The 24,619-nt window shown below is 66.4% G+C and carries 21 protein-coding genes; 19 read left to right on the forward strand and 2 right to left on the reverse strand.

Annotated features, from left to right (window positions below):
* The first annotated feature begins 11 nt into the window (after positions 1 to 11).
* From EF888_RS01070 to EF888_RS01145, 16 genes are all read left to right on the forward strand, one after another.
* Positions 12 to 725, forward strand: coding sequence for a M48 family metalloprotease (locus tag EF888_RS01070; RefSeq protein ID WP_126918452.1), 714 nt, complete (start codon positions 12 to 14; stop codon positions 723 to 725).
* 278 nt (positions 726 to 1,003) lie between these two features.
* Positions 1,004 to 1,891 carry a helix-turn-helix transcriptional regulator gene (locus EF888_RS01075; RefSeq protein WP_109760564.1) on the forward strand — a complete coding sequence of 296 codons (888 nt, stop codon included), beginning with the start codon at positions 1,004 to 1,006 and terminating at the stop codon, positions 1,889 to 1,891.
* A gap of 140 nt (positions 1,892 to 2,031) precedes the next feature.
* Positions 2,032 to 3,696, forward strand: coding sequence for an ABC transporter substrate-binding protein (locus tag EF888_RS01080; RefSeq protein ID WP_109760563.1), 1,665 nt, complete (start codon positions 2,032 to 2,034; stop codon positions 3,694 to 3,696).
* Between the two features lie 68 nt (positions 3,697 to 3,764).
* The gene (locus EF888_RS01085; RefSeq protein ID WP_109760562.1) at positions 3,765 to 4,895 is read left to right on the forward strand and encodes an ABC transporter permease; all 1,131 of its coding nucleotides are present in this window, start codon (positions 3,765 to 3,767) and stop codon (positions 4,893 to 4,895) included.
* Between the two features lie 16 nt (positions 4,896 to 4,911).
* Complete coding sequence (locus EF888_RS01090) at positions 4,912 to 6,324, forward strand: ABC transporter permease (RefSeq protein WP_109760561.1); 1,413 nt, start codon at positions 4,912 to 4,914, stop codon at positions 6,322 to 6,324.
* Between the two features lie 108 nt (positions 6,325 to 6,432).
* Positions 6,433 to 8,517, forward strand: a complete 2,085-nt coding sequence (locus tag EF888_RS01095; protein WP_109760560.1) for a dipeptide ABC transporter ATP-binding protein — start codon at positions 6,433 to 6,435, stop codon at positions 8,515 to 8,517.
* A gap of 13 nt (positions 8,518 to 8,530) precedes the next feature.
* Positions 8,531 to 9,688: an MFS transporter gene (locus tag EF888_RS01100; RefSeq protein WP_109760559.1), complete on the forward strand. Its 1,158-nt coding sequence runs from the start codon at positions 8,531 to 8,533 to the stop codon at positions 9,686 to 9,688.
* Positions 9,689 to 9,737: 49 nt separating this feature from the next.
* Positions 9,738 to 10,712 carry an alpha/beta fold hydrolase gene (locus EF888_RS01105; RefSeq protein ID WP_109760558.1) on the forward strand — a complete coding sequence of 325 codons (975 nt, stop codon included), beginning with the start codon at positions 9,738 to 9,740 and terminating at the stop codon, positions 10,710 to 10,712.
* A 45-nt stretch (positions 10,713 to 10,757) separates the two neighbouring features.
* Complete coding sequence (locus tag EF888_RS01110) at positions 10,758 to 11,546, forward strand: exodeoxyribonuclease III (RefSeq protein WP_109760557.1); 789 nt, start codon at positions 10,758 to 10,760, stop codon at positions 11,544 to 11,546.
* 133 nt (positions 11,547 to 11,679) lie between these two features.
* Complete coding sequence (locus EF888_RS01115; RefSeq protein ID WP_109760556.1) at positions 11,680 to 13,188, forward strand: FAD-binding oxidoreductase; 1,509 nt, start codon at positions 11,680 to 11,682, stop codon at positions 13,186 to 13,188.
* Positions 13,185 to 13,589, forward strand: a complete 405-nt coding sequence (locus EF888_RS01120; protein WP_109760555.1) for a DUF4383 domain-containing protein — start codon at positions 13,185 to 13,187, stop codon at positions 13,587 to 13,589. Before EF888_RS01115 ends, EF888_RS01120 begins: the two co-directional genes overlap by 4 nt.
* Positions 13,586 to 14,635 carry a hypothetical protein gene (locus EF888_RS01125; protein ID WP_109760554.1) on the forward strand — a complete coding sequence of 350 codons (1,050 nt, stop codon included), beginning with the start codon at positions 13,586 to 13,588 and terminating at the stop codon, positions 14,633 to 14,635. Before EF888_RS01120 ends, EF888_RS01125 begins: the two co-directional genes overlap by 4 nt.
* Positions 14,619 to 14,942 (forward strand): hypothetical protein, encoded by a 324-nt coding sequence (locus tag EF888_RS01130; protein ID WP_241239764.1) that lies wholly within the window; start codon positions 14,619 to 14,621, stop codon positions 14,940 to 14,942. The genes EF888_RS01125 and EF888_RS01130 overlap by 17 nt, the downstream gene beginning before the upstream one ends.
* Positions 14,943 to 15,010: 68 nt before the next feature.
* Positions 15,011 to 15,928 carry a thioredoxin family protein gene (locus tag EF888_RS01135; protein WP_109760553.1) on the forward strand — a complete coding sequence of 306 codons (918 nt, stop codon included), beginning with the start codon at positions 15,011 to 15,013 and terminating at the stop codon, positions 15,926 to 15,928.
* Positions 15,929 to 15,954: 26 nt separating this feature from the next.
* Positions 15,955 to 16,596, forward strand: a complete 642-nt coding sequence (locus EF888_RS01140) for an LON peptidase substrate-binding domain-containing protein (protein ID WP_109760552.1) — start codon at positions 15,955 to 15,957, stop codon at positions 16,594 to 16,596.
* Positions 16,593 to 16,775 carry a Trm112 family protein gene (locus EF888_RS01145; RefSeq protein ID WP_109760551.1) on the forward strand — a complete coding sequence of 61 codons (183 nt, stop codon included), beginning with the start codon at positions 16,593 to 16,595 and terminating at the stop codon, positions 16,773 to 16,775. Before EF888_RS01140 ends, EF888_RS01145 begins: the two co-directional genes overlap by 4 nt.
* A gap of 4 nt (positions 16,776 to 16,779) precedes the next feature.
* Here the strand turns inward: EF888_RS01145 and EF888_RS01150 are convergent, their stop codons facing one another.
* Positions 16,780 to 17,997: an FAD-dependent monooxygenase gene (locus EF888_RS01150; protein WP_206508394.1), complete on the reverse strand. Its 1,218-nt coding sequence runs from the start codon at positions 17,995 to 17,997 to the stop codon at positions 16,780 to 16,782.
* A gap of 82 nt (positions 17,998 to 18,079) precedes the next feature.
* On the opposite strand from EF888_RS01150, the gene EF888_RS01155 reads away from it, so the two are divergent.
* The 3 genes from EF888_RS01155 (at position 18,080) to EF888_RS01165 (ending at position 23,488) form a co-directional block, all read left to right on the forward strand.
* Entirely contained in the window at positions 18,080 to 19,402 is a 1,323-nt protein-coding gene (locus EF888_RS01155; protein ID WP_164721533.1) for an amidase, read from the forward strand.
* 182 nt (positions 19,403 to 19,584) lie between these two features.
* Positions 19,585 to 20,763: an aminotransferase class I/II-fold pyridoxal phosphate-dependent enzyme gene (locus tag EF888_RS01160; protein ID WP_109760549.1), complete on the forward strand. Its 1,179-nt coding sequence runs from the start codon at positions 19,585 to 19,587 to the stop codon at positions 20,761 to 20,763.
* A gap of 13 nt (positions 20,764 to 20,776) precedes the next feature.
* Positions 20,777 to 23,488, forward strand: coding sequence for a DNA translocase FtsK (locus EF888_RS01165; RefSeq protein WP_109760548.1), 2,712 nt, complete (start codon positions 20,777 to 20,779; stop codon positions 23,486 to 23,488).
* Here the strand turns inward: EF888_RS01165 and EF888_RS01170 are convergent.
* Positions 23,433 to 24,383 carry a GNAT family N-acetyltransferase gene (locus EF888_RS01170; protein ID WP_109760547.1) on the reverse strand — a complete coding sequence of 317 codons (951 nt, stop codon included), beginning with the start codon at positions 24,381 to 24,383 and terminating at the stop codon, positions 23,433 to 23,435. The genes EF888_RS01165 and EF888_RS01170 overlap by 56 nt on opposite strands.
* Positions 24,384 to 24,619: the final 236 nt, after the last annotated feature.

The raw sequence follows: 24,619 nt of genomic DNA on the forward strand, positions 1-24,619 counted from the left end.
CAGAGACCGTGATGGACGCGTGGCGCGACGTTCTTCGTGATAGAGAAGTCTCCGTGGTCGACCTGTGCCGGAAGCTGGACTCCAGCGCCTGGCAGGAAAAGCCGCATGGACCGTCGGGGAAATACTTCGGGGTTCTGCTTGCCGCTCTTCACGAGTTGGATCGCGACATCTTCGTTCGCGAAGTCGATCGGCTGAACGACATTCCGCTGCATCCGCTACACCGCAAGACACTTGAGATCTTGTCGCGCCGACAGAACGACAAGCCCGTGACTCAGGTCGGGGGAGGCATCCCGGTCTATGTCGCAGACGAGATAAGCGAACCAGACCTGGTCGCCGACAACGTTCGGCGATGGAGCAGGGTCAGGGGCCTGAACTTGGACGAAGTAACACGGATCGACGTCCTTGCGCGACATCCGGCACTCGACTTCCTTGGTTGCTACGACGTGCAACTCTCCGGCATCGTCCTGACGTGGCCGGTCGACCGGGTGTCAGGTATCCGGCTTTGGTGGCGTCGGCTGGATGCCGAACATACGTTCTACCACGAGGTGGGCCATCATGCCTGCGGCCATCTCGAGGGCGGACAGGTCGCGACGCAGGAAGCCGAGGCCAACGTCTATGCTGTCAAAATGATGCTCAGGGCGAGGCCGCCGCTTCGCCTGCTCTTGGTCGCGGTTCTTTGGCCACTCGTGCTGTGGCAGCGGCGGTCGCATCGGCAGAAAGCATGACCACGTGCCTCTGCGGAAGACGACCTGGAAACAACTCCAGCCCAAGCTTTGCGCTTCAAACCGCGAATCGACGACGTACTGAACGGCTTCGGAACGTGTCGCGTGCTGCGGATCTTGCCTCGTGTCCGGCAGATAGCGTGGCGTGAAGTCACAATTCGCAGTTAATACCACTAATTCGCAGGTGTTCGACGGAGGGTCATGACGGCTTCGTTGACCGGAAGCGGAAGGTGCGCCACAATTTTGCCGTATTTACCGTCTGGGGCCTGGGGTAACGGTTCATGTCGTTGCATCGTCTGACGCTTCTCCCGCAGCCTGGTGGGACGGAGGCGCAAATCTCGCGCGTGCCGACGCCCGCGCCGCAGCCTGACCGGCTGCCGGTCGAGGTCGTGTCTGTGACGCGCCTCGCTCAGGGCGGGCGCTGGCGCACCGAGGCCATGCGCAGCTACGACCGTCCCGTGCTCGTGTGGTTCACGCGCGGGCAGGGCCGGCTGACGATCTCGGGCCGCAGTTCGGGCTACAGCCCCCACAACCTCGTCTTCCTGCCGCCCCGCACGATGCACGGCTTCACCACCTCCGGCCCGGTTCTGGGCTTCGTCGTGTTCCTGCCGGACGGCGAGGAGTACGACTGGCCGATGGAGCCGCTGCACCTTCGTCTCAACGAGGTCCAGCTCCAGCGCGAGCTGACCGGCATGATCGACGCCATGCAGCGCGAGGCCGACGGCAAGGGCCTTCACTCCGCCCGCGCCCTGTCCTGCCACGCCGGGCTTCTGTCGGTCTGGCTTGCGCGCGTCGCGGACCAGTATGCCGACGCACCGAACCCCTCGCAGGCGACCCGGCTCGACACCGCCGCGCACCGGCTGGCCGAGGCCTTCACCTCGCTCGTCGAGCGCGACTTCAACCGGCCCGACGGCGTCCAGCACTACGCGGCACTTCTCGGCGTGACGCCCACGCACCTGTCGCGCGTCTGTCGCAAGATCGCGGGCCGTCCCGCGCTCGACATCCTCACCGACCGGCGGCATTTCGAGGCCAGGCGCCTTCTCCGCGACACCGATATCCGGGTCGCGCAGGTCGCCCGCCACTGCGGCTTCGCCTCGGCCGCCTACTTCACCCGCGCCTTCCGGTCCCGCACCGGACAGAGCCCGTCCGAGTTTCGCCACGGGGTCTGACGGTCGGTCTTCGTCCCGGACGATCCCCCACTTTCAGGTAGTTACGGTTGACCTGAGGGACCCGACATGACGAAATGCCCGCAACATGTCCTACAGAGGCCCGACTCGGATCGGGCCCGGCCCACAGGGAGAAGATACCGATGGTGAAAGAAGCCGCCACGCGCGGGACCGTTCATCCTGCCGCGTTCATGTATGCGGACGAATTCCGCGAGGGCCGCCTGAGCCGCCGCGAATTTCTCGCCCGCTCGACCTCGCTCGGCGTGTCGGCGGCGGCCGCCTACGGCCTGATCGGCGCGGCGACGCCCGCGCGGTCCGAGGCGCACATGCAGCCGGGCGGCACGCTTCGCTGCCAGATGCAGATCAAGGCGCTCAAGGACACCCGCACCGCCGACTGGTCCGAGATCGCCAACGTCACACGCGGTACGCTCGAGTACCTCGTCGAGTACAACAACGACGGCTCCTTCCGGGGCATGCTGCTGGACGGGTGGGAGGTCAACGAGAACGCCACCCTCTACACCCTCAAGGTCCGCCCCGGCGTCACCTGGAACAACGGCGACCCCTTCACCGCCCAGGACGTCGCCCGCAACATCGAGCGCTGGTGCGACAAGGAGGTCGAGGCCAACTCGATGGCTGGTCGCTTCGCCACCATCATCGACCCCGACACCAACAAGGCGATCGACGGCGCGATCACGGTCGTCGACGACGCCACCGTGACCCTGACGCTGCCCCGCCCCGACATCTCGCTCATCGCGGGCATGGCCGACTACCCTGCCGCCGTCGTCCACGAGAACTACGACCCGGACACCCCGAACACCTTCGTCGGCACCGGCCCCTATCTGCTGGAGGAGATGGAGGTCGGCGTCCGCGCCACCCTCGTCAGGAACCCCGACTTCCAGTGGTGGGGCACCGAGGTCTACGGCGGCCCCTACCTCGACCGCATCGAGTACATCGACTTCGGCACCGACCCCGCCGCCTGGCTGGCCGCGATCGAATCCGAAGAGGTCGACATGCTCTACGAGTCGGTCGGCGAATTCATCGACGTCATGGACGACATCGGCCTCCAGAAGTCCGAGGTCGTGACCGCCGCCACCATCGTCGTCCGTCCGAACCAGCTTTCCGAATTCGACGGCAAGCGCGTCTACGAGGACGTCCGCGTCCGCCGCGCGCTGCAACTCGCCGTCGACAACGCCGTCTGCCTCGAACTGGGCTACGGCGACCGCGGCCGCGTGGCCGAGAACCACCACGTCGCCCCCGTCCACCCCGACTATGCCGAGCTGCCGCCCGTCGAGCGCAACGTCGAGGAAGCCGTCGCTCTGATGACCGAGGCCGGCATGATGGACTTCGAGCACGAGATCATCTCGATCGACGACGACTGGATGAAGAACACCACCGACGCCGTCGCCGCCCAGCTTCGCGACGCCGGCTTCGAGGTCAAGCGCACGATCCTGCCCGGCTCGACCTTCTGGAACGACTGGCTGACCTATCCCTACTCCTCGACCAACTGGAACCACCGCCCCTTGGGCGTCCAGATCTGGGCGCTGGCCTACCGCTCGGGCGAAGCCTGGAACGAATTCGGCTGGTCCAACCCCGAGTTCGACGAGCTTCTGACCCAGGCGCTGTCCATCGCCGACGCCGACACCCGGCGCGAGATCGTCGCCAGGGGCGAGGCGCTGATCCAGCAGGAAGGCGTCACGATCCAGCCCTACTGGCGCTCGCTCTACCGGCACTACCGCGAGGGGCTGGTGAACGTCGACCAGCACATCACCTTCGAGCATCACCACTACAAGTGGGCGATGGCTGCCTGATCGCAATGACCGGGGGCGCCAGCACCGTGCCGGCGCCCCGACATCCGAAGATCGGGGGGAGGGTCTAGATGGGACTGTTCATCCTCCGCCGCTTCGCGGTGATGATCCTCACGGCGCTCTGCCTGACCTTCGTCGTCTTCTACCTCACCAACCTCTATCCGAACCTCGAGAAGGTCGCCAAGACGCAGGGCAGCCAGCGCATGTCCGACGTCGAGGTCTCGACCTGGCTGGCCTCCCGCGGCTACCGCACTATGCCCGACGCCCAGCTTCTGGCCGGCGCCCGCAGCGGCGACGTCCCGCGCGAGGAGTTCTCGGAGGCCATCACCGGCTTCGACGCCCGTCTCTTCCGCAACTACGGCGAATGGCTGGGCCTCGTCCCCGGCTATGTCATCGAAGGCGCCGACGGCACCGTCCGCGCCCGCTGCGCCGGCCACGCGACGCCCGACGAGGCGACGCCGCGCTTCTGCGGCCTCCTCCAGGGCGACTGGGGTTATTCGACCGTCTTCCGCAACGACGTGGGGGGCATCATCACGACGCGCCTCGTCCTCACCGGCAAGCTCATGTTCTGGGTCATGGTCCTGATGGTCCCCTCGGCGCTCCTGATCGGCGTCCTCGCCGGGATGCGCGAAGGCACCCGGCTCGACCGGTCGCTCTCGACCTTCTCCATCGCCTCGACGGCCACCCCCGAATACGTCTCCGGCGTCATCCTCATCACGCTCCTCGCCTCGTCGTCGGGCTGGAAGATCTTCAAGGGCACGGCGACCAGTGCGGCCGAGAACGCGACCTTCGAGAACTTCTTCCTCCCCGTCCTCACCATCGCGCTTTACGGGACGGGCTACATCGCCCGCATGACCCGTGCATCGATGACCGAGGTGATGACGGCGCAATACATCCGCACCGCGCGGCTCAAGGGCGTGAGCTTCCGCAACATCGTCCTGAAGCATGCGCTCAGGAACGCGCTCATCGCGCCCTTCACCGTCATCATGCTCCAGTTTCCCTGGCTTCTGAACGGCGTGGTGATCGTCGAGACGCTCTTCAACTACAAGGGCTTCGGCTGGACCCTGGTCGAGGCGGCGGGCAACAACGACATCGACCTCCTGCTCGCCTGTTCGGTCGTGGCCGTTGCGGTCGTTCTCGTGACGCAACTCATCTCCGACATCGGCTACGTCTTCCTCAATCCCCGGATCCGGATCTCGTGATACAGGAGGCACCCCGATGGAACCGCTGACCTGGACCGGAAGCCTCGCGATCCTGAACCCGCTCTTCGTCGGGGCATGGGCCTTTCTCATCGTTGCCTTCGTCGTGTCGTCGGTCGTGTCCGCCTTCTCCGTCGAACGCGCCATATCCGCCGGAGCGTCCGCGCCGACCCGCATCAGCGCCGCAAGCTGGGCAAGCCTCGGCGTCACCGCGGGCCTCGCCCTCGTCGCACTCGTGACGTTCGCCTACCTGATCGGCGGCATCGCCCTGCAGGATCCGCAGCAGAAGGGCATCCTCGGCATCCTGGCCACGCGCTTCCTGCCGGTCTGGCTGGCGCTTGCCGCCACCTTCGCCCTGTCGCTGACCTTCAAGCGCCGCCTCGGCCTCTACGGCAAGCTCTTCGACTCGACCATCGGCATGGCAGGTTTCGCCATCGTCATGTTTTGGGTCTTCACCGCGATCTTCGGCGCGATGGACCTGATCGTGACGCACGACCCACTGGCACAACTGTCGGGCATGAAGAACGCGGTGCCCGGTTCGGCCGTCACGCAAGAGGGCGTCTATCCCTACTACCTCCTCGGCGGCGACAACCTCGCCCGCGACGTGTTCAGCCGCATGGTCAAGGGCGCCTGGGTCGTGGTCCGCATCGCGCCCTTCGCCACGCTCTTCGCCTTCATGGTCGGCATCACCCTCGGCCTCCCGGCGGCCTACTACGGCGGCAAGCTCGACACCTTCCTCACCTTCCTCGCGAACCTGATCCTGGCCTTCCCGGTGATCCTGCTGTTCTACCTCCTCGTCACGCCCGAGATCGTGCAGACCGGCTTGCCCACCTACATGGCGGCGGTGCTGTTCCTCCTGCCGATCGTCTTCGTCGCAGTCCTGATCCACTCGCGCCACTTCACCGACCTCCGCAAGGACGCGATCTACCTGACCATCGCACTCGCCATCGGGCTGTGGCTCTACCTCGGCATCGCCTGGGACGCCGACCCGCTCGGCATCATCGACTTCCCGCCGAACCTCCTCGTCGTCTTCGTCTCGGTCGTCTTCGTGAACGCCCCTACGGTTTTCCGCATCGTCCGGGGCCTCGCCCTCGACATCAAGACGCGTGATTACGTCGCCGCCGCCCAGACGCGGGGCGAGGGGCCCTGGTACATCATGCTGTGGGAGATCCTGCCCAACGCGCGCGGTCCCCTGATCGTCGATTTCTGCCTCCGCATCGGCTACACCACGATCCTCCTCGGCACCCTCGGCTTCTTCGGCCTCGGTCTCTCGCCCGAAAGCCCGGACTGGGGCTCGACGATCAACGACGGCCGCAAGCTCCTGTCGATCTACCCCCACCCGGCACTCGCCCCCGCGCTCGCGCTGATGAGCCTCGTCCTTGGCCTCAATCTCCTCGCCGACGGGCTCCGCGAAGAAAGCCTGAGGGACTGATGCCGCTTCATCTTGCCCCAAATACGCACCGCGCCACCGGGCCTGCCCCCGGTGCGGTGCACCGACGCGATACCGACGCAATACCGACGTGATACCGAAAGGCCGAACATGACCGATCCGGCGACCGACGGCCCCATCCTCGAGATCGACAACCTCTCGATCAGCTTCTTCACCCGCCTCCGCGAAATTCCCGCGGTGATGGACTTCTCCTGCACCGTCATGCCCGGCGAAGCCCTTGGCCTCGTTGGTGAATCCGGCTGCGGCAAATCCACCGTGGCGCTTGGCGTCATGCAGGATCTCGGCGTCAACGGCCGCATCGTCGGCGGAACCATCAAGTTCAAGGGCAAGAACCTGAACGACATGACCGACGCGCAGCTCCGCGATATCCGCGGCAGCGAAATTGCCATGATATATCAAGAGCCTATGGCCTCCCTGAACCCAGCCATGAAGATCGGCCGGCAGCTCATGGAAGTCCCCATGATCCACGAAGGCATCGGCGAGAAGGAGGCTCGCAAACGCGCCCTGGAAGTCGTCACCGACGTCCGCCTCCCCGACCCCGAAAGGGTGCTCGACAGCTATCCTCACCAGCTCTCCGGCGGCCAGCAGCAGCGCATCGTCATCGCCATGGCGCTGATGTCCAAACCCTCGCTCCTGATCCTCGACGAACCCACCACCGCCCTCGACGTGACCGTCGAAGCCGCGGTCGTCGACCTCGTGAAGGACTTGGGCCGCAAGTACGGCACCTCGATGCTTTTCATCAGTCATAACCTGGGGTTGGTCCTCGAGACATGCGACCGGATCTGCGTCATGTACTCGGGCGAAGCAGTCGAGCGCGGCTCGGTGGCGGACGTTTTCGACCGGATGCGCCACCCCTACACGCAGGCGCTCTTCCGCTCGATCCCGCTTCCCGGCGCCGACAAGACCGCCCGCCCGCTAGTCGCCATTCCGGGCAACTTCCCCCTGCCGCACGAACGCCCGCCGGGCTGCAACTTCGGACCCCGCTGCACCTACTTCATGCCCGGACGCTGCGACGCGCAGGACATCCCGATGGAGCAGGTGGACGGCGACGACCGCCACGCCACCCGCTGCATCAGATGGAACGAGATCGACTGGTCGGCACCACCGAAGGCGAGCACGGGCGAGCGGGCGACCGAACCGGGGCGCGTGGTGCTGAAGGCTGATAACCTGAGGAAATACTACGAAGTCTCCGCCAACGCCCTTTTCGGGAGCGGCGGCCAGAAGGTCGTCAAGGCCAACGAAACTCTCTCCTTCGAGGCCCGCGAGGCCGAGACTCTGGCCATCGTCGGAGAGTCCGGCTGCGGCAAGTCCACCCTCGCCAAGGTGCTCATGGGGCTCGAGACCGCGACCGACGGCCAGATCCATCTCGACAACGCCGAGATCCAGAACACCCCGATCGAGAAGCGCGATACCCGCACCGTCTCGTCGGTACAGATGGTGTTCCAGAACCCATTCGACACGCTCAACCCCTCGATGACCGTCGGACGCCAGATCATGCGCGCGCTCGAGGTCTTTCGCATCGGCGCAAGCGAGGCCGAGAGGCGGACGCGGATGCTCGAACTCCTCGACCTCGTCAAGCTGCCCCGCGCCTTCGCCGACCGGATGCCGCGCCAGTTGTCTGGTGGCCAAAAGCAGCGCGTCGGCATCGCTCGCGCCTTCGCAGGCGGCGCGCGCATTGTCGTCGCGGATGAACCGGTCTCGGCCCTCGACGTCAGCGTGCAGGCCGCCGTCACCGACCTTCTGATGGAGATCCAGCGCACACAGAGGACGACGCTTCTCTTCATCTCGCACGACCTGTCCATCGTGCGCTATCTGGCCGACCGCGTGATGGTCATGTACCTCGGCCACGTCGTCGAGATCGGGGACACCGCGCAGGTCTTCGCCCCGCCCTATCATCCCTATACCGAGGCGCTACTCTCCGCCGTCCCGATCGCCGACACCAAGGTCCGCAAACGGCACGTCGTTCTCGAGGGCGAGATTCCCTCGGCCATGAACCCGCCGCCTGGATGCCCGTTCCAGACCCGCTGCGGCTGGAAGCCCGTCGTGCCCGGCAACCTGTGCGAGACCGAGGCGCCGCCTCTGAAGGACGTGGGCGAGGGTCACCGCATCAAGTGCCACTTGCCCGACGCCACACTTCGCGCCATGGAGCCTGTGATCCAGATCGCGGCAGAGTAGGCCAGCCCCCCAAATGACAATCAATCCGCGCGGGCACGCCGCCCGCATCATGGCGGCCTTCGCGCTCCACGCCTCGGTGGTGGGCGGCCTGTTCCTCAGGTTGCCCGAGATACAACTGGACCTGGGGCTGTCCGAGGCCGCCTACGGTCTGGTCCTCCTCGGGATGCCGGTCGGCGTCGTCCTTGGCTCGATCATGGTCGCGCCGCTCATTCAGGCGCGTGGTCCACGCCAGGTTCTCGTCTGGGGCCTTCCCATGACGGCGGCTGCGCAGATCCTCTGCGCTCTCTCTCCCTCGGGGCTGGCGCTGGCGGTGTCGCTCTTCCTCCTTGGCGTGGCGTTCAGCACAGGCAACGTCGCCATCAACGTCGAAGCGGACCGTTTCGAGACGGCACACTCGGGTCGGATCATGAGTCGCTGTCACGGGTGGTGGGCCGTGGGCTTCCTCGTGACCACCCTCGTCGCAACCCTGCTGGTCCGGGAAGCCATCTCGCCGTTGACGCAGTTCGTCTGGCACACGGTCGTTCTGACCCTCGCTGCCGCTGCGGTCCTTGGAACGATGCCCGTAAGCACGAACGGAGGAGACACTGGTCCCGCCCGCCGCTTCGCGGTTCCCGGACCGGCCATCCTTGCCATAGGTGCCTTCGCTGCGGCAGGCGTCCTGATGGAGGGCGCGACCCGGGGCTGGGCAGTGATTTATGCCCGCGACACCTTCGGCGCGACCGACTGGGTCGCCGCGCTGGCCCTGCCTGCTGTGGTCGCCACGCAGACCGCCGGACGCTTTGCCGGTGATCGGCTGGTGGCGATCTATGGCACAGTTCGCACAGCCCGAGGTTTCGCCGTGATCCTTTTCCTCGGTACCCTGGCCGTCGTGGCAGCGCCGACGCTGCCGCTGCTGATGGCGGGGCTCCTCCTCATCGGCGCGGGGATGTCGACCGTCCAGCCGCTGGCCTTCGCAGCCTCCGCCCGCGCGCCCGGCCGACCTGCCGCCGAGAACGTGGCGGCCTACTCGACGATCTCGACCCTCATCGGCTTCGTCGGTCCGTCTGCCTTCGGCGCGCTGGCCGAAGCGATCGGCCTTCGCGCGACCTTCGCTCTTGCCCTGCCTCTGCCGATCCTCGCCATATGGTTCGCCTCCTCTCTCCTGCCTTCCCGAACGGCGGGGCAGGGGTGACGCAGGCGGGGAGGGTTTCAAGGATGAACGTGAAAACGGAGTAGGGGACGTGCTGAAGCTCATCTTGCGCATCGCCGCAGCACTGGTCGTCGCTCTCGCCCTGCTGCTGGCCGGGTCTCGCTTCGCGGCAGACCGGCGCGAGGTCGACGAGGCCGCCGCGCTGACCGTCGAGGGCAGCCGCATGATCGGGACGCCGCTCGGCGTCATCCATGTGGTCGAGCGCGGGCCAGAGGACGGCGTTCCCGTCCTACTCGTCCACGGCGCGGTCGGCTGGTCGGGAATGTGGGTGGATACGCTCGACGTTCTCGCCGCAGAGGGCTACCGCGCCATTGCCATCGATCTGCCGCCCATGGGGCTGTCCGAGAGGTCGGACCGGACCGACTACAGCCGCCAGGCGCAGGGTCTGAGGATCCTCGCCACTGTCGAAGCGGAGGGCATGACACCGATCCTCGTCGCCCACTCCTTCGGCGCGGGCGCGGTGGCCGAGGCGATGATCGCAGACCCCGACACCTTTCGTGGCGCCGTGATCGTCGACGGCGCGCTGTCCCTCGGGCAGGACGGCACCGGACGGACGCTTCCTTGGTACCTCGCGTGGGCAGGCATGCGAGAGACGGCTCTCGCGGCCAGCGTTCTGAACCCCAAGCTTTCGGCCTGGCTCTACAAGCGGTTCCTCTATCGCAAGGACGCGCTGACGGAGGCGCAGCACGACCTTTTCCGTCATCCCCTCACACGCAAGGGCACCACGCCCGCCATGGCAGCCTGGCTTCCGACGCTTCTCATCCCGCCGCGCGGCGCGCGCAGCACCGACGCCGCGGCCTATGCCGACCTCGACCTGCCGGTCTTGCTCATCTGGGGAACAGAGGACACCGTGACACCGCCGCGAGAAGCCGACCTTCTGTCGACGGCCCTGGGCGGCGCGCCGGTCACCTGGCTTGAAGGCGTAGGTCATATTCCGCAGGTCGAGGAACCCGCCGCCTTTCATGCCGCGCTTGTTGCCGCCATCGACGGGCTCTCCCGACCTTGACCTCGGTCCGCCAAGCCCCCATCCAAGCCCCGGGAGGTCGCCAGAATGCCATTTACCGTCGCCACCTGGAACATCAACTCGGTCCGCCTGCGCGAGGCCCTCGTCAGCCGTCTGCTGCAGGAACACGCGCCGGATGTGCTTTGCCTCCAGGAATGCAAGTCGCCGGTCGAGAAGATCCCGCTCGAGATCTTCGGCAGCCTTGGTTACCGCCACATGGTCGCTCGGGGCCAGAAGGGTTACAACGGCGTCGCCATCCTTTCGAAGACCCCGCTCCTCGACGCCGGACACCGCGACTGGGCCGCACTCGGCCACGCCCGTCACGTCGCGGCGACGCTCGAGAACGGGGTGACGGTCCACAACGTCTATGTCCCGGCCGGGGGCGACGAACCCGACCGCGAGGTCAATGTGAAGTTCGGGCAGAAACTCGACTTCCTGACCGAGATGCGCGACCACTTCCACGCCGACGCGCCGCAAAAGTCGATCCTCGTCGGCGACCTGAACATCGCCCCGCGCGAGGACGACGTCTGGGACCACAAGAAGCTTCTGAAGATCGTCAGTCATACCCCGATCGAGGTCGAGCATCTGGCGCAAGCGCAGGAGTCCGGCTCCTGGGTCGATGTCACGCGACAGGACATCCCCTCGGGGCTGCTCTATTCCTGGTGGTCCTACCGCGCGCGGGACTGGGCGGAAGCCGACCGCGGACGCCGTCTGGACCATATCTGGGCCACGCCGGACATCGCCACGGCGGCGCACTCCAGCCGCGTCCTGCGTGATGCGCGTGGCTGGGACCAGCCGTCGGACCACGTCCCGGTTTTCGCCACATTCGACCTTTAGCGGCAGGAAAACTGTTGCAGAACGTGAACATGAAGCCGCCGCGGAAAGGTGCGCCGACAGCCCGCTGTTGACGCTAGGTCGCGACAGCGCGTCAGTAGACGCCGGGGGATGCTCCGGCCGATGGAGTAAAGGCATGAGCTATCCAGGCGTGAGGGGGCAGCTGACGCGCAGGACGATCCTGTTCGGCACGGGCGCAGCCGCGGGCGCCTGGGTCGGGGGTCGCTACTCCAGCAATGTTCCCTCTGTCGCAGGAACCTCGCTTCTCGGGCCGACCGGTGCCCAAGGGACGCTGAACGACGCGAGCCTCCTGAACGAAACGCCCGTGTTCCGGCACACGATCCTACGCGACAATCCGGGCGACCAGCTTCTGGCGCATCTGCGCCGCGAGATGGACGAGGCCCGTTCGGAAGGCAGACCCTTCAACGTCGCCGCGGCACGCCACAGCATGGGGGGGCACACCATACCGCCCGAGGGTCACGCCGTCACCTTCGACAACGGCCTCGTCGAACCCGATCAGCGCAACGGTGTCTACCGCGTCCACCCCGGCGCACGCTGGAGCCAGGTCATCGCGCAACTCGACACCGTTGGGATGAGCCCCAAGGTCATGCAGTCGAACAATGATTTCGGCGTCGCCGCGACCTTCTGCGTCAATGCCCACGGCTGGCCCGTCTCGCACGGCCCGATGGGATCGACGGTCCGCACCATCTACATGCTCCGCCCGGACGGAGAGCTTCTGCGGGTGTCGCGCGACGAGTTCGCTGACCTCTTCGGGATGACCATGGGCGGCTACGGCCTGACCGGCGCCATCGTCGACATGGAGGTCGAGATGGTCCCGAACCGCCGGCTCGTGCCCACGTTCCAAGAGATGCCCTCGCGCGACTTCGCCGCATATTTCGTCGGAGCCATCGAGGCGGGCGATGTCAGCATGGCCTATGGTCGACTGAACGTCGACCGAGCCACCTTCTTCGAGGATGCGCTGATGATCACGTTCCGCGATGCCGAAGATCAGACCGAACTCCCTCCCGCCAGCGGGTCGGGTTTCGTCAGCCGCGCCGCCGCACGGGTATTCCGTGCGCAGGTCTACAACGAGACCGTGAAGAACATCAGGTGGGGAATCGAGACGCGGCTTGGCCCCCTCGTCGCGGGCGGGGCGGTCACGCGGAATTCGCTTCTGAACGAGCCCGTCATCACGCTCGACGACCGGGACGACCAGCGGACCGACATCCTGCACGAGTACTTCATCCCGCCCGACCGTTTCGCCGACTTCATCGACGCCTGCCAGGACGTCATTCCGTCGTCTTACCAGGAGATGATGAACATCACCCTCCGCTACGTGCAGGCCGACCGCGAAAGCGTGCTGTCCTATGCCCCCGGCCCGCGCGTCGCCTGCGTCATGCTGTTCAGCCAGGAAATGACCGAGCGCGCCGAGATCGACCACCGCCGCATGACCCGCGACCTGATCGAGCGTGTGCTTGATCTGGGCGGGACGTATTACCTGCCCTACCGTCCCCACGCGACGCCCGATCAGTTCGCGCGCGCCTATCCCCGAGCGCAAGAATTCGTCGAGCGCAAACGCGAACTGGACCCGAACCTCGTCTTCCGCAACATGTTCTGGGACAATTACCTGGAGGCACTGGCATGAGCTTGTGGCAGAAGGCCGCACTGGTCTATTTCGTCATCCTCCTGGGTGCGGCGTCGCTGAACTACATTCCCGGCGCGACGGATGAGAAAGGCGTTGCATTCGGGGTCTTCGCGCTGGACCTCTTCGACGACGCGCTCCACCTCGCCTCGGCCCTCTGGGCACTCGTGGCGGCGCTCGTCTCGTCGCGGGCCGCGCGCACGTTCCTTATCCTGTTCGGGGTACTCTATCTGGGCGACGGTCTTCTCGGGCTGGCAACGGGATCGGGATACCTCGACTTCGGCATCTTCACCAACGGTGTGCAAAGTCTGCCTTTCACCTTCCGGATCCTCGCGAACCTGCCGCACATCGGCCTTGGCGCGGCCGCCCTCATTGCCAGCCTGGACTGGAGCCGCCGGGCATGAGGATCCTGTGGCGCTGGACGAAGCGCCTTGTCTTCGGGCTTTTCGCTCTCGTTCTCCTCCTTCTCTTGCCCGTCGGATATGTCGAAGTGGCCTGCACCGGCGAGGCGCAGACGGGTGAGTCCTACGTTCCCCTCGTCGCGCCCGAATGGCGGCGACCGGAAAGCCGGACGCTGACGACCTATCCCGAATGGCACATCGTTCATGCCTACGACGACTATGCCCGCGTGATCGCCACCGGCGACCCCCACGACTTCAGCTACCTGCGCGCTATCGCCGGGTTCTGGACGTCGCTTTGCCCGCTAAAGGCGCAGGCGGACGGCATGGGCGGGATGACGGGCGACCAGAAGATGACGATCTACACCATCGGCGTCAGCTTCACCGCCGAGCTTCTGGCCAAGGCCGCCTACGAGGAAACGCTCGGGCGACTTGCCACGCTTGTGCGTGGGCCCGAGCGCGCGCCGCTCGACGACGTCAGCGCGGACCAGGCCGCGCGCTATGCCGCGTTCCTCCAGCAGGTGTCCTGGTACAAGTGGGACTTTCGCGCCGACGTCGACGAATTGCGATCCAAGGGTGGCGACAGTCTCCGCGACCGCGAGCGGCGCGTGGCCCTCGGCCTCGAATACCGCGCCAAGGCAGCCTATGCCCGGCAGATCGAGGCGGCCGTCGCGGGAATGGGAGAGGACGCCTTGCGGATGCGAAGTGTCGTCAGCGGCCTGACCCCCGAAAACCTTGAGGGCATCGACGGTGTGACGGTGGTCAGCAAAAGCGCAGGCGGCATCGAGATCGAGACGGACCGCTATCGCGCCTTCACCCGGATCGCGGAGCGTATCGCACAAGCCGGTGGCGACTTCATCGAGATCGCAGGCAACGACGACATCCTCTTCACGGCGCTCTCGTCCGAGCCTGCATTCGACGATGCCCTCTTCTCCTTCCCTCTGCAGGCAAGCGCGGACCATCGCCACCTCGTCCTGACCCCCGTCGCCGACCTTGCCAACAGGCTGCGACAGCCCGGCAGCCTGAAGATCGAGCATGTCCACGATTATTAGACGCGTCCTTCTGGCTGTGCCGATCGTCCTCGTCGCATGGGTCGGTGTCATGGCGCTTGTGATGCGGGTGTCGGACGCAGCCCCTGCGGCGGTCGTCCCCATGCCCTCGGCGCGGCTCATGGCGGCGCTGCCCGACGAGGCCGCCATCGTCGATCACGGCAGGATGTCCGTCACCTTCGCGAATCGCCCCGGCCTCGCGGCCGACCTCTATGCGGCGGGGGCGCGACTGGTCCTTCCGGCGGGACTGAGAGGGTGTCTTCCGCTTTCGGAAGAAGGTCGGGCCGGACTGAACGCGCGCGACGGCTGATCCCGACCCCTTGGTTATTCGCCTCGCGATCGCATATAAGGCGCGACGTCAGACATGCGGGGAATGTGATGCTTGAACTCAACGCCAATGCCGCGCCGGCCGCCGGCGCCGACCTGATCAAGGACAGCACCGAAGCGACCTTCATGGCCGACGTCGTCGAGGCCAGCCGCCATGTGCCCGTCATCGTCGACTTCTGGGCGCCGTGGTGCGGCCCGTGCCGCCAGCTCACGCCGGCCATCGAAGGCGCCGTCAGAGACGCTCGCGGCGCGGTAAAGCTGGTCAAGATCAACGTGGATGAAAACCAGGGTATCGCCGGCCAGCTTCGCGTCCAGTCGATCCCGACCGTCTACGCCTTCTGGCAGGGACAGCCGGTCGACGCGTTCCAGGGCGCGCTTCCTGCCTCCGAAATCAAGCGCTTCATCGAGCGGCTGATCCAGACCGCGGGCGGCGAGGCGGACGGCGGCCTGTCGGAAGCCATCGAAAGCGCGGAGACGATGCTGTCGGAAGGCGCCGCCGCGGACGCAGCCCAGGTCTTTGCCGCGATCCTGCAAGAAGACCCCGCCAACGCGGCGTCCTACGGCGGCCTCGCCCGCGCGTATCTGGCACTCGGTCAGACCGACGAAGCGGCGGCTCTCATTGACAACGCCCCCGAGGGCATCGCGAAGTCGCCCGAGCTTGAGGCCGCGCGCGCGCAACTCGCCCTTGCACGGCAAGCGGCGAACGCGGGCCCGGTGAACGAGCTTCGCGCCGCCGTAGAGGCCGACCCGGCCAATCAGCAGGCCCGCTATGACCTTGCCCAGGCGCTTCACGCTTCGGGCGACATCGCCGGCGCGGTGGATCACCTTCTGGAATCCTTCCGTCGCGACCGTGAGTGGAACGACGGCGCCGCAAAGAGCCAGCTCTTCACGATCTTCGAGGCGCTGAAGCCGAATGACCCGATTGCGCTGAACGGTCGAAGAAAACTATCGTCGCTGATCTTTGCCTGAGCGGGGGAGAGGGCTAGGTGCCATATATGCTTTCGGCATCGGACCTCCCCGACACCATACCCGTCTTCCCCCTGCCTGGCGCGCTTCTTCTGCCGCGAGCGCGACTCCCGCTTCACATCTTCGAGCCGCGCTACCTCGCCATGATCGAGGACACCCTGAAGACGCCCTCACGGCTGATCGGGATGATCCAGCCCCGCGATGGGCAGTTCGATGGCGGACCCAAGCTCCAGGCCATCGGATGCGCCGGACGGCTCACCGCCTTCTCCGAGACCGAGGACGGCCGCTACATGATCACCCTCTCGGGGCTTTCGCGGTTTCGCGTGCTGGAAGAGGTCGACGGCTTCACCCCCTACCGGCGATGTCGGGTGTCCTGGTCCGGCTTCGAGCGCGACATGGGACCTGTCGAGCACGACAAGGGACTGGACCGTGACCGCTTTTTCCCGTTGCTGAGGAGCTTCTTCGATTTCGAGGAGCTTCGGACCGACTGGGATTCTCTGCGCGACGCCGAGGACGAGTTGCTCATCAACTCGCTGTCGATGCTCTGTTCCTTCGAGCCCGAGGACAAGCAGGCGCTTCTGGAGGCGCCTTCGCTGACGACGCGGCGCGAGACCCTCGTGACCCTGATCGAATTCGCCATGCGCGGCGGTGGAGAGGAGATCCTTCAATGAACGAGACGCAATCCTTCGACCGCCGGATGCTCGAGGCGCTGGTCTGCCCCGAGACGCGCGCGCAACTGACCTATGACGCCGAAGCGCAGGAGCTGATCTCGAAGGCCGCGCATCTGGCCTACCCAATCCGAAACGGCATCCCCATCATGTTGGTCGACGAGGCGCGCAAGATCGAGTGACGCCTCAGAGCGGCCGGCCCCGCATCAGACGGGGCAGGTCGCCAGTCAGGCCCGCCGCTTCGCGGATCAGTCCGCGACGCAGAACGGGGACGGCGTTGGCGATGCCGAGGCCGATGTCCCGCGCGGCTCTCAGGAGCGGATTGTCGTTCGAGAACAGTCGATTGAATGCATCCGTGGCCGCCGCAAGCGCCGCGACGTCGAAGCGGCGCCAGGCGGCATAGCGTTCAAGAACCTGCGGCCCGGCGATGTCCTCGCCCCGCCGCCGGGCATCTGTCAGGACCTCGGCAAGTGCTGCCACGTCCTTGAGCCCGGCATTGAGGCCCTGTCCCGCAATCGGATGGACGACATGCGCCGCGTCGCCCACCAGCGCGACGCGGGGCGCGATGAAGCGGTCGGCAAGCGACAGGCCCAGAGGGTAGGTGAACCGCGCTCCCGAAAGGGAGATGTCGCCCAAGAAACTGCCGAAGCGCGGGCGCAGGACGCCGAGATAGGCCTCGTCGTCCATCGCCTGGATTTCGGCGGCGCGCTGCTCTTGCTCGCTCCAGACGATGGAGGAGCGATTGCCGGACAGCGGCAGGATCGCCAGCGGACCGGGCGGCATGAAGAACTGGTGTGCGACGCCCTCGTGCGGTTTCGCATGCGAAACGGCGCAGACCAGCGCTGTCTGTCCGTAGCCCCAGCCAGACCGCTTGATGCCTGACAAGGACGCGACGCGGCTGGCCTTGCCGTCGCAGCCGACCAAAAGCCTCGCCCGCCGCGACGTGCCGTCGGAGAGGTGGACGGTGACGCCCGAACCGTCGGCCTCGAAGGCCTCGACCCCGGCCTCGACCTGCTCGACCCCTGCAGCCTCGGCCGCGCGAAGAAGCGCGGGGCGCAAGTGGCGGTCCTCGACCATGAACCCCATCGGGCCCTCCTCGATCTCGGCGTGATCGAAGACGAGCATCAACGGCGACGGGCCCTCGCCCGCGCGGCCGTCAGTGACCTTGATGCCCAGGATGGGCTGCACCGCGTCCAGCCCCTTCCAAACGCCGAGCGCGTCGAGAGCGCGCTGCGAGGAGATCGCCAGGGCATAGGATCGTCCGTCGAAGCCGTCATCGCCCCGCGCTGTTGCGGGCTGGGGATCGGCGAGCGTGACGGCGAACCCGCCCTGGCGTGCCGCCAAGGCCATCGAAAGGCCGTTCAGGCCGCCGCCTGCGATCAGGATGTCGGTGTCGAAGGTCATGCATGTGAATATGGCCGGACCCCCGGCATTGTCCATGCGCCCGCCTGCCGCTACCGTCGCGGCGATTGGCGGAGGACGACGAATGCGGGACTGGCTTGGGATGAGCGCGGGCGATCTGGGTCGCGGCATCGAGGCGGGACGGATCGACCCCCGCGACCTCGCGCGAACCTTCCTCGACGCCATTGACGGCCACCGCTTCGCGGCCCGGATCTATGCCCGCACGACGCCTGATCGCGCCAGCGCCGAGGCCGCCGCTGCCGCCGACCGCGCGAAACGGGGGCTGAGGCGAGGGCCGCTCGACGGCGTGCCGATTTCCTGGAAGGACCTCTTCGACACCGCGGGCGTCGAGACCGAGGCGGGGTCGGCGCTCCTGAAGGGTCGAGTGCCGGACCGCGATGCGCGCGTCCTGACGGCTGCGACCCGTGCGGGTCTCGTCTGTCTGGGCAAGACCCACATGACGGAGCTGGCGTTTTCCGGTCTGGGCCTCAATCCGATCACCGCCTCGCCCCCCTGCGCAAACGACGAAGCCGCCGTGTCGGGAGGATCCTCGTCGGGTGCGGCGACGTCGGTGGCTTTCGGACTCGCCCCGGCCGCCATCGGGTCGGATACGGGTGGGTCGGTCCGCATCCCCGCCGCATGGAACGACCTGGTCGGCCTGAAAACGCGCCATGGACGACTGTCGCTGGACGGGGTCGTACCGCTTTGCCCCAGCTTCGATACCGTCGGACCGCTTTGCAGGACCGTCGAGGATGCGAGCCTTCTTCTTGCGGCGTTGTCCGACGGCAAGTCCGCCGATCTCTCGAACTCCAGCCTGTCCGGCGTTCGTATGCTCGTGCTCGAGACCGTGGCCTTCGACGACATCGAAGACACGCCCCGCGTCGCGTTCGAGGCCGCCGTCGAAACCCTTGGGACAGCGGGTGCCGAAATCCTGCGCGGCACCGTCCCTCAAGTGGCCGAGGCCATGCCGCTTTCCCGCATCCTCTTCGCGCCCGAGGCCTATGGCACGTGGCGCGAGACCATCGAAGGCAACCCCGACGTCATGTTCCCCGAGATCCTGGAACGCTTCCGAGGCGGTCGCGAGATCCTGGCCTGGGAGTACGTCGCGGGCTGGCAGGCATTGAAGCGGCTCCGGGCTGAGTATGCGGCTTCCGTCGCGGGCTTCGATGCCGTGATCCTTCCGTCCTGCCCGATCAGGCCGCCAAGCGCGAAGACGCTTGCGACGGACGGGGAGGCCTACAAGACTGCCAACCTGATGACGCTTCGAAACACGCGGATCGCGAACCTGATGGGGCTGGCGGCGGTGACGCTGCCGACGGGAACACCCTCCTGCGGCATCACGCTTCAAGGTCCGGTCGAAGAGCGCCTGCTTCGCGTCGCCGCGGCTGTCGAACGCGCGCTTTCCTGAGGAATCGCCTGGTCGGAGCGGTCTGTGCCCTCGAGACGTCCGGCGACGGCAGGGTCAGGAACCCAAAAGCCACATCACGGTCCAGGCACCCCGGAAACTCGGGCGAAAACCGTGGACCACGGGCGGGCCTCACGATATTGTTTTCCCAAACGGGGCGTTACGACCCTGACCTTGAGGCAGAGATGGTGTTTCCCGAGCGGTTCTCGAACCTACCGGCTTATGCGTTCCCGCGCCTGCGGGCGCTTCTCGACGTCCATGAACCGGGCGGCGACATCCTTCACATGACCATCGGCGAGCCGCGGCACGCCTTTCCGGCCTTCGTGGCCGACATCATCCTGCGCGAGTCGGACGGCTTCGGAAGATACCCCCCGAACGACGGCACCCCCGAACTTCTCGACGCCATCTCGGACTGGATCGGCCGCCGCTTCGGCGTCTTGGTCGGCACCGACCGCATCGTGATGCTGAATGGCACCCGCGAGGGGCTCTACAACGCCGCGATGGCGCTTTGCCCCGAACGAAAGAACGGCGGTCAGCCCGTCGTGCTGATGCCGAACCCGTTCTATCAGGTCTACGCCGTCGCCGCCCTCTCCGTAGGTGCCGAGCCACGCTATCTGCCCGCCAAGCGCGCGACAGGGTTCCTGCCCGATTTCACCGCCGTCGACGCCGAGACGCTTGACCGGACCGCCATCGTCTATCTGTGCTCGCCGTCGAACCCTCAGGGTGCCGTCGCCTCGCGCGAGTATCTCCGCACCTTGATGGGCCTGGCAGAGAAGCACGACTTCCGCATCTTCGCCGACGAGTGCTACTCCGAGATCTGGCGCGACGCTCGGCCGACCGGCGCTCTCGAAGTGGCGTCCGAAATGGGCGCCGATCCCGAGCGGGTGCTCGTGTTCCATTCGCTCTCCAAACGGTCGAACCTCGCCGGTCTCCGGTCGGGCTTCGTCGCAGGCGGCCCCGAGAGCATCCGTCGCATCAGCCAGCTTCGCGCCTATTCCGGCGCCCCGGCTCCTCTGCCCCTGCAACGCGCGGCCGAGGCGGTCTGGAGGGACGAGACCCACGTCGAGGAAAGCCGGCAGCGCTACGTCGCCAAGTACGATATTGCCGACCGCGTCTTCGCGGGCATCGAGGGCTGCGGCGCACCGGAGGGCGGTTTCTTCCTCTGGCTGCCGGTCGACGACGGCGAGGCGGCGGCACTGAAACTCTGGCGCGAGACGGGCGTGCGGGTGCTTCCGGGCGCTTACCTCTCGCGTGAGGTCAACGGGGACAACCCCGGCAAAGGCTACATTCGCGTCGCGATGGTAGCCGAAGAACAAGAAATGCAGCGTGGATTGGAGCGGATCCGCGACTGTCTATTCAAGTGAGGGAATACGAGGCATGGCGTACCAGGCAAGACAACGCGACCCCCTGTTCGACAGCGACACCCAGGCGATCATCGAGCGCCGAGGGAAAGAGCTGATCGGGCTGACCCTTCTGGGTCTGGCCTTCCTGGTCGCGTTGGCGCTTGGCTCCTATTCGCCCGACGATCCGAACTGGCTGTCGTCGACCGAAGAGCCGGCGCAGAACCTCCTTGGCCCGCTCGGAGCCGCCTTCGCCTCGCCGCTGTACGTCATCGCGGGCTACGGAGCCTGGGCCATCGCTGTGGTCTTCGCGGTCTGGGGCGTGCGCTTCGTCGTCCACCACGGTGAAGAGGGCGCTTTAAGCCGCCTGATCTTCGCGCCGATCGCGGTCGCGATGGTCTCGGTCTACTTCTCGACCCACGTCCCGGGCGATGGCTGGGAACACTCCTTCGGGTTGGGCGGCCTTTTCGGGGACACGGTCCTTGGAGCGATCCTTGGCGTCCTTCCCGTCTCGCCCGGCGTGGGGCTCAAGATCGTGGCGGTCGCGCTTTTTGCCGGAAGCATCGCCATGATGGCCTTCGCGCTCGGCTTCGACCGCAAGGAGCTTTGGACCTATACGCGCTATCTCACCGGAGGCCTGATCCTGATCTACCATGGCATCCTGTCGCTTCTGGGACGCGGTGCCATGGGCGGGTTGCAAGCTGCGAAGTCCGCCCGCGCCCGGGCTCGTGAAGCGCGCGTCGAGGCTCCCACGAACGAGAGCACCAGCGAAGCCGTGCTTAAGGCCAGCCGTCTGTATCGCGACACTCCGCAGAAGGGCGGGCTTCTGGACCTCATGCCGTCGCTTTTGAAGCGCCGCGACGCGAAGCCCGTGCAGATGGACGGGGTCGAGCCGACCGACCGCGTGAGCGCGCGTATCGCCGACGCGGTCAAGAACCGCGTCCGCCGGCCGGATATGGCGGTTCGGGACGAGCCGCCTCTCAGCCGGATGGCCGAACCCCGCATCGCCATGCTGGACGAGGACGGCGAGATCGCCGAACTGGCCGCACTCGACGCGCAGTACAACAGGCTCGAGCATGATGGAGTGCTGAGCTCGGCAGGTGAGGCGGGCTTCTCGAGCGCCCGCAACGCAACGCCCGAAGCTCGTGCGAAGGTACAGCACGCTGTCAGGAAGCCCGCGCCCTCGCGTCGCGCGATGGCCGAAGCGCAACCCTCGCTTTTCGGCGAGGAGGGCGCATTCGAGATGCCGCCCCTCAGCCTTCTGACCGACCCTTCGACGATCGTGCGTCATCACCTGTCCGACCAGGCGCTGGAGCAGAACGCGCGGATGCTCGAAAGCGTGCTCGACGACTATGGCGTGAAGGGCGAAATCGTCAGCGTTCGCCCCGGCCCAGTCGTCACGATGTACGAACTCGAGCCCGCGCCCGGTCTGAAGGCGAGCCGCGTCATCGGTCTGGCCGACGACATCGCGCGCTCGATGTCGGCCCTCTCTGCACGCGTCTCGACGGTGCCCGGACGGTCGGTCATCGGGATCGAACTGCCGAACGAGAACCGCGAGATGGTCGTCCTGCGCGAGATGCTGTCGTCCCGCGACTATGGCGACGGAAACCATCGCCTGTCTCTCGCGCTTGGCAAGGACATTGCCGGCGACCCGGTCATCGCGAACCTCGCCAAGATGCCCCACCTTCTGATCGCGGGCACCACCGGCTCGGGCAAGTCGGTCGGCATCAATACCATGATCCTGTCGCTTCTCTACAAGCTGACGCCCGAGGAATGCCGCCTCATCATGATCGACCCGAAGATGCTGGAACTCAGCGTCTATGACGGCATCCCGCACCTCCTGTCGCCTGTCGTCACCGATCCGAAGAAAGCCGTCGTGGCGCTGAAGTGGGTCGTGGGCGAGATGGAGGACCGCTATCGCCGAATGTCCAAGATGGGCGTGCGCAACATCGAGGGCTACAACGGCCGTGTCCGCGAGGCCCTGAGCAAAGGCGAGCTGTTCTCGCGCACAGTGCAGACAGGCTTCGACGATCAGACCGGCGAACCCGTGTTCGAGACCGAGGAATTCGAGCCCCAGACCCTACCCTATATCGTCGTCATCGTCGACGAGATGGCCGACCTGATGATGGTCGCTGGCAAGGAGATCGAGGCCTGCATCCAGCGTCTTGCGCAGATGGCACGTGCCTCGGGCATCCACCTCATCATGGCGACGCAACGGCCTTCGGTCGACGTCATCACCGGCACCATCAAGGCCAACTTCCCGACTCGGATCAGCTTCCAGGTCACCTCGAAGATCGACAGCCGCACCATCCTGGGCGAGATGGGGGCCGAGCAGCTATTGGGTCAGGGCGACATGCTCTACATGGCGGGCGGCGGGCGCATCATCCGCGTCCACGGCCCCTTCGTATCGGACGAGGAGGTCGAGGAGGTCGTCAACCACCTCAAGAGCTTCGGCGCGCCGGATTATGTGTCGTCGGTGCAGGAGGGCCACGACGACGACAACGCCTCCGAGATCGACGCTGTCCTGGGCCTGACCGGGGGCAACTCGGACGGGGACGACGCGCTTTACGACCAGGCGGTGCAGATCGTCATCAAGGACCGCAAATGCTCGACTTCATACATCCAGCGGAAGCTCGCCATCGGCTACAACAAGGCGGCGCGCCTCGTCGAGCAGATGGAGGATAACGGCCTCGTCACGCCCGCGAACCATGTGGGCAAGCGGGATATTCTGGTGCCCGAGCCCGCTTGATGACGGGAAAGCGGGGCAGGCCGATCCATGTCCCGCCCGTTCTGACCGGCATTGCGCCCGTCCCCAGCTTGAACCGTGCCAATCCCGGCGCGGTTTCCGTATCGACAAGCCCGAGATCGAGGACGCTGACGCCGTCGTCTGACAGTCGCTGCGCCGCCTCCCACAAGAGCAGGTTGTGCGCCGACAGGCGCCGCCCTTCGCCGCCGCTCCAGCCGATGTGATAGGTGGCACGTGTCCCGTGGCTCAGAACGAGGATGGCGGCGACCCTTTCGCCCCTGAAGTGCGCAATCGTCAGCCGCACCGACCGGGGGTCGCGCGCCATCCAGGCCGCCAGGAAAGCGGGCGGAAGCGCACGGAACCCTTTCCGCCTCTGCTGTTCCCGGTCTAGCCCGACGAGCCAGCGCAGATCATCGCCCCGCCGGCTTCGCAGAAGCGTTACCCCTGATGCTTCGGCGGCGCAGAGCCTGTTGCGCCATTTGCCGTGAATGCGGGCGCGCATGTCGGGACCGAGGCGCCACTCGGCCACAGTCGCAGGCGTCATCGCAGCAAAAAATCCCGCAGACCGAACCGCTCCGGCATCATTCGCGTGCGGCGTCACCAGAGCGATCCCGCGCGTCTCGCGCCGCAGAACCCGCAGGACGTCGGCCCGGAGGCCGTCATCGGATTCACCGGTCCAGAGCGGACCGCGTCCGAAGAGCGTCGTCCTGACCCCGATCCTGCGTCCTATGCCCTGCGCGATGGCGATCGTGTTCGGTCCCTCCCGCACCTCGAGGCGCAGGACGTCCGCTCCAAGAGCCTCGGCCGCAGCGCCATAGCTCCACGACTGCTGGAACGGGGCGTCGGCGGAAAGCCGGTGCCAGCGGTCGCGCGAGACAGAATGAAGCGTCAGTGCCATCGCGCCGTTTAACCACGTCTTCACCTAAGGCGGCATTAATGGCCGCATGCCCCGCTCGCAGCGCATCGTCTTGGGAACCCATGCGCCTTCGTCCCGTGCGACACGCGGGCTGATCCTGGTTTCCGGCGCTGTCGCGGGTCTCGGTGCGTCGCTTGGGGTACTCGTGGTTTTGGGGCTGGTGCGCCTTGCGAGTTAAGCCGCGACGCGCGGGTGATATGGCCTAACACTAGCGATAT

The sequence above is a fragment of the Silicimonas algicola genome, assembly GCF_003970735.1.
Classification (GTDB): domain Bacteria; phylum Pseudomonadota; class Alphaproteobacteria; order Rhodobacterales; family Rhodobacteraceae; genus Silicimonas; species Silicimonas algicola.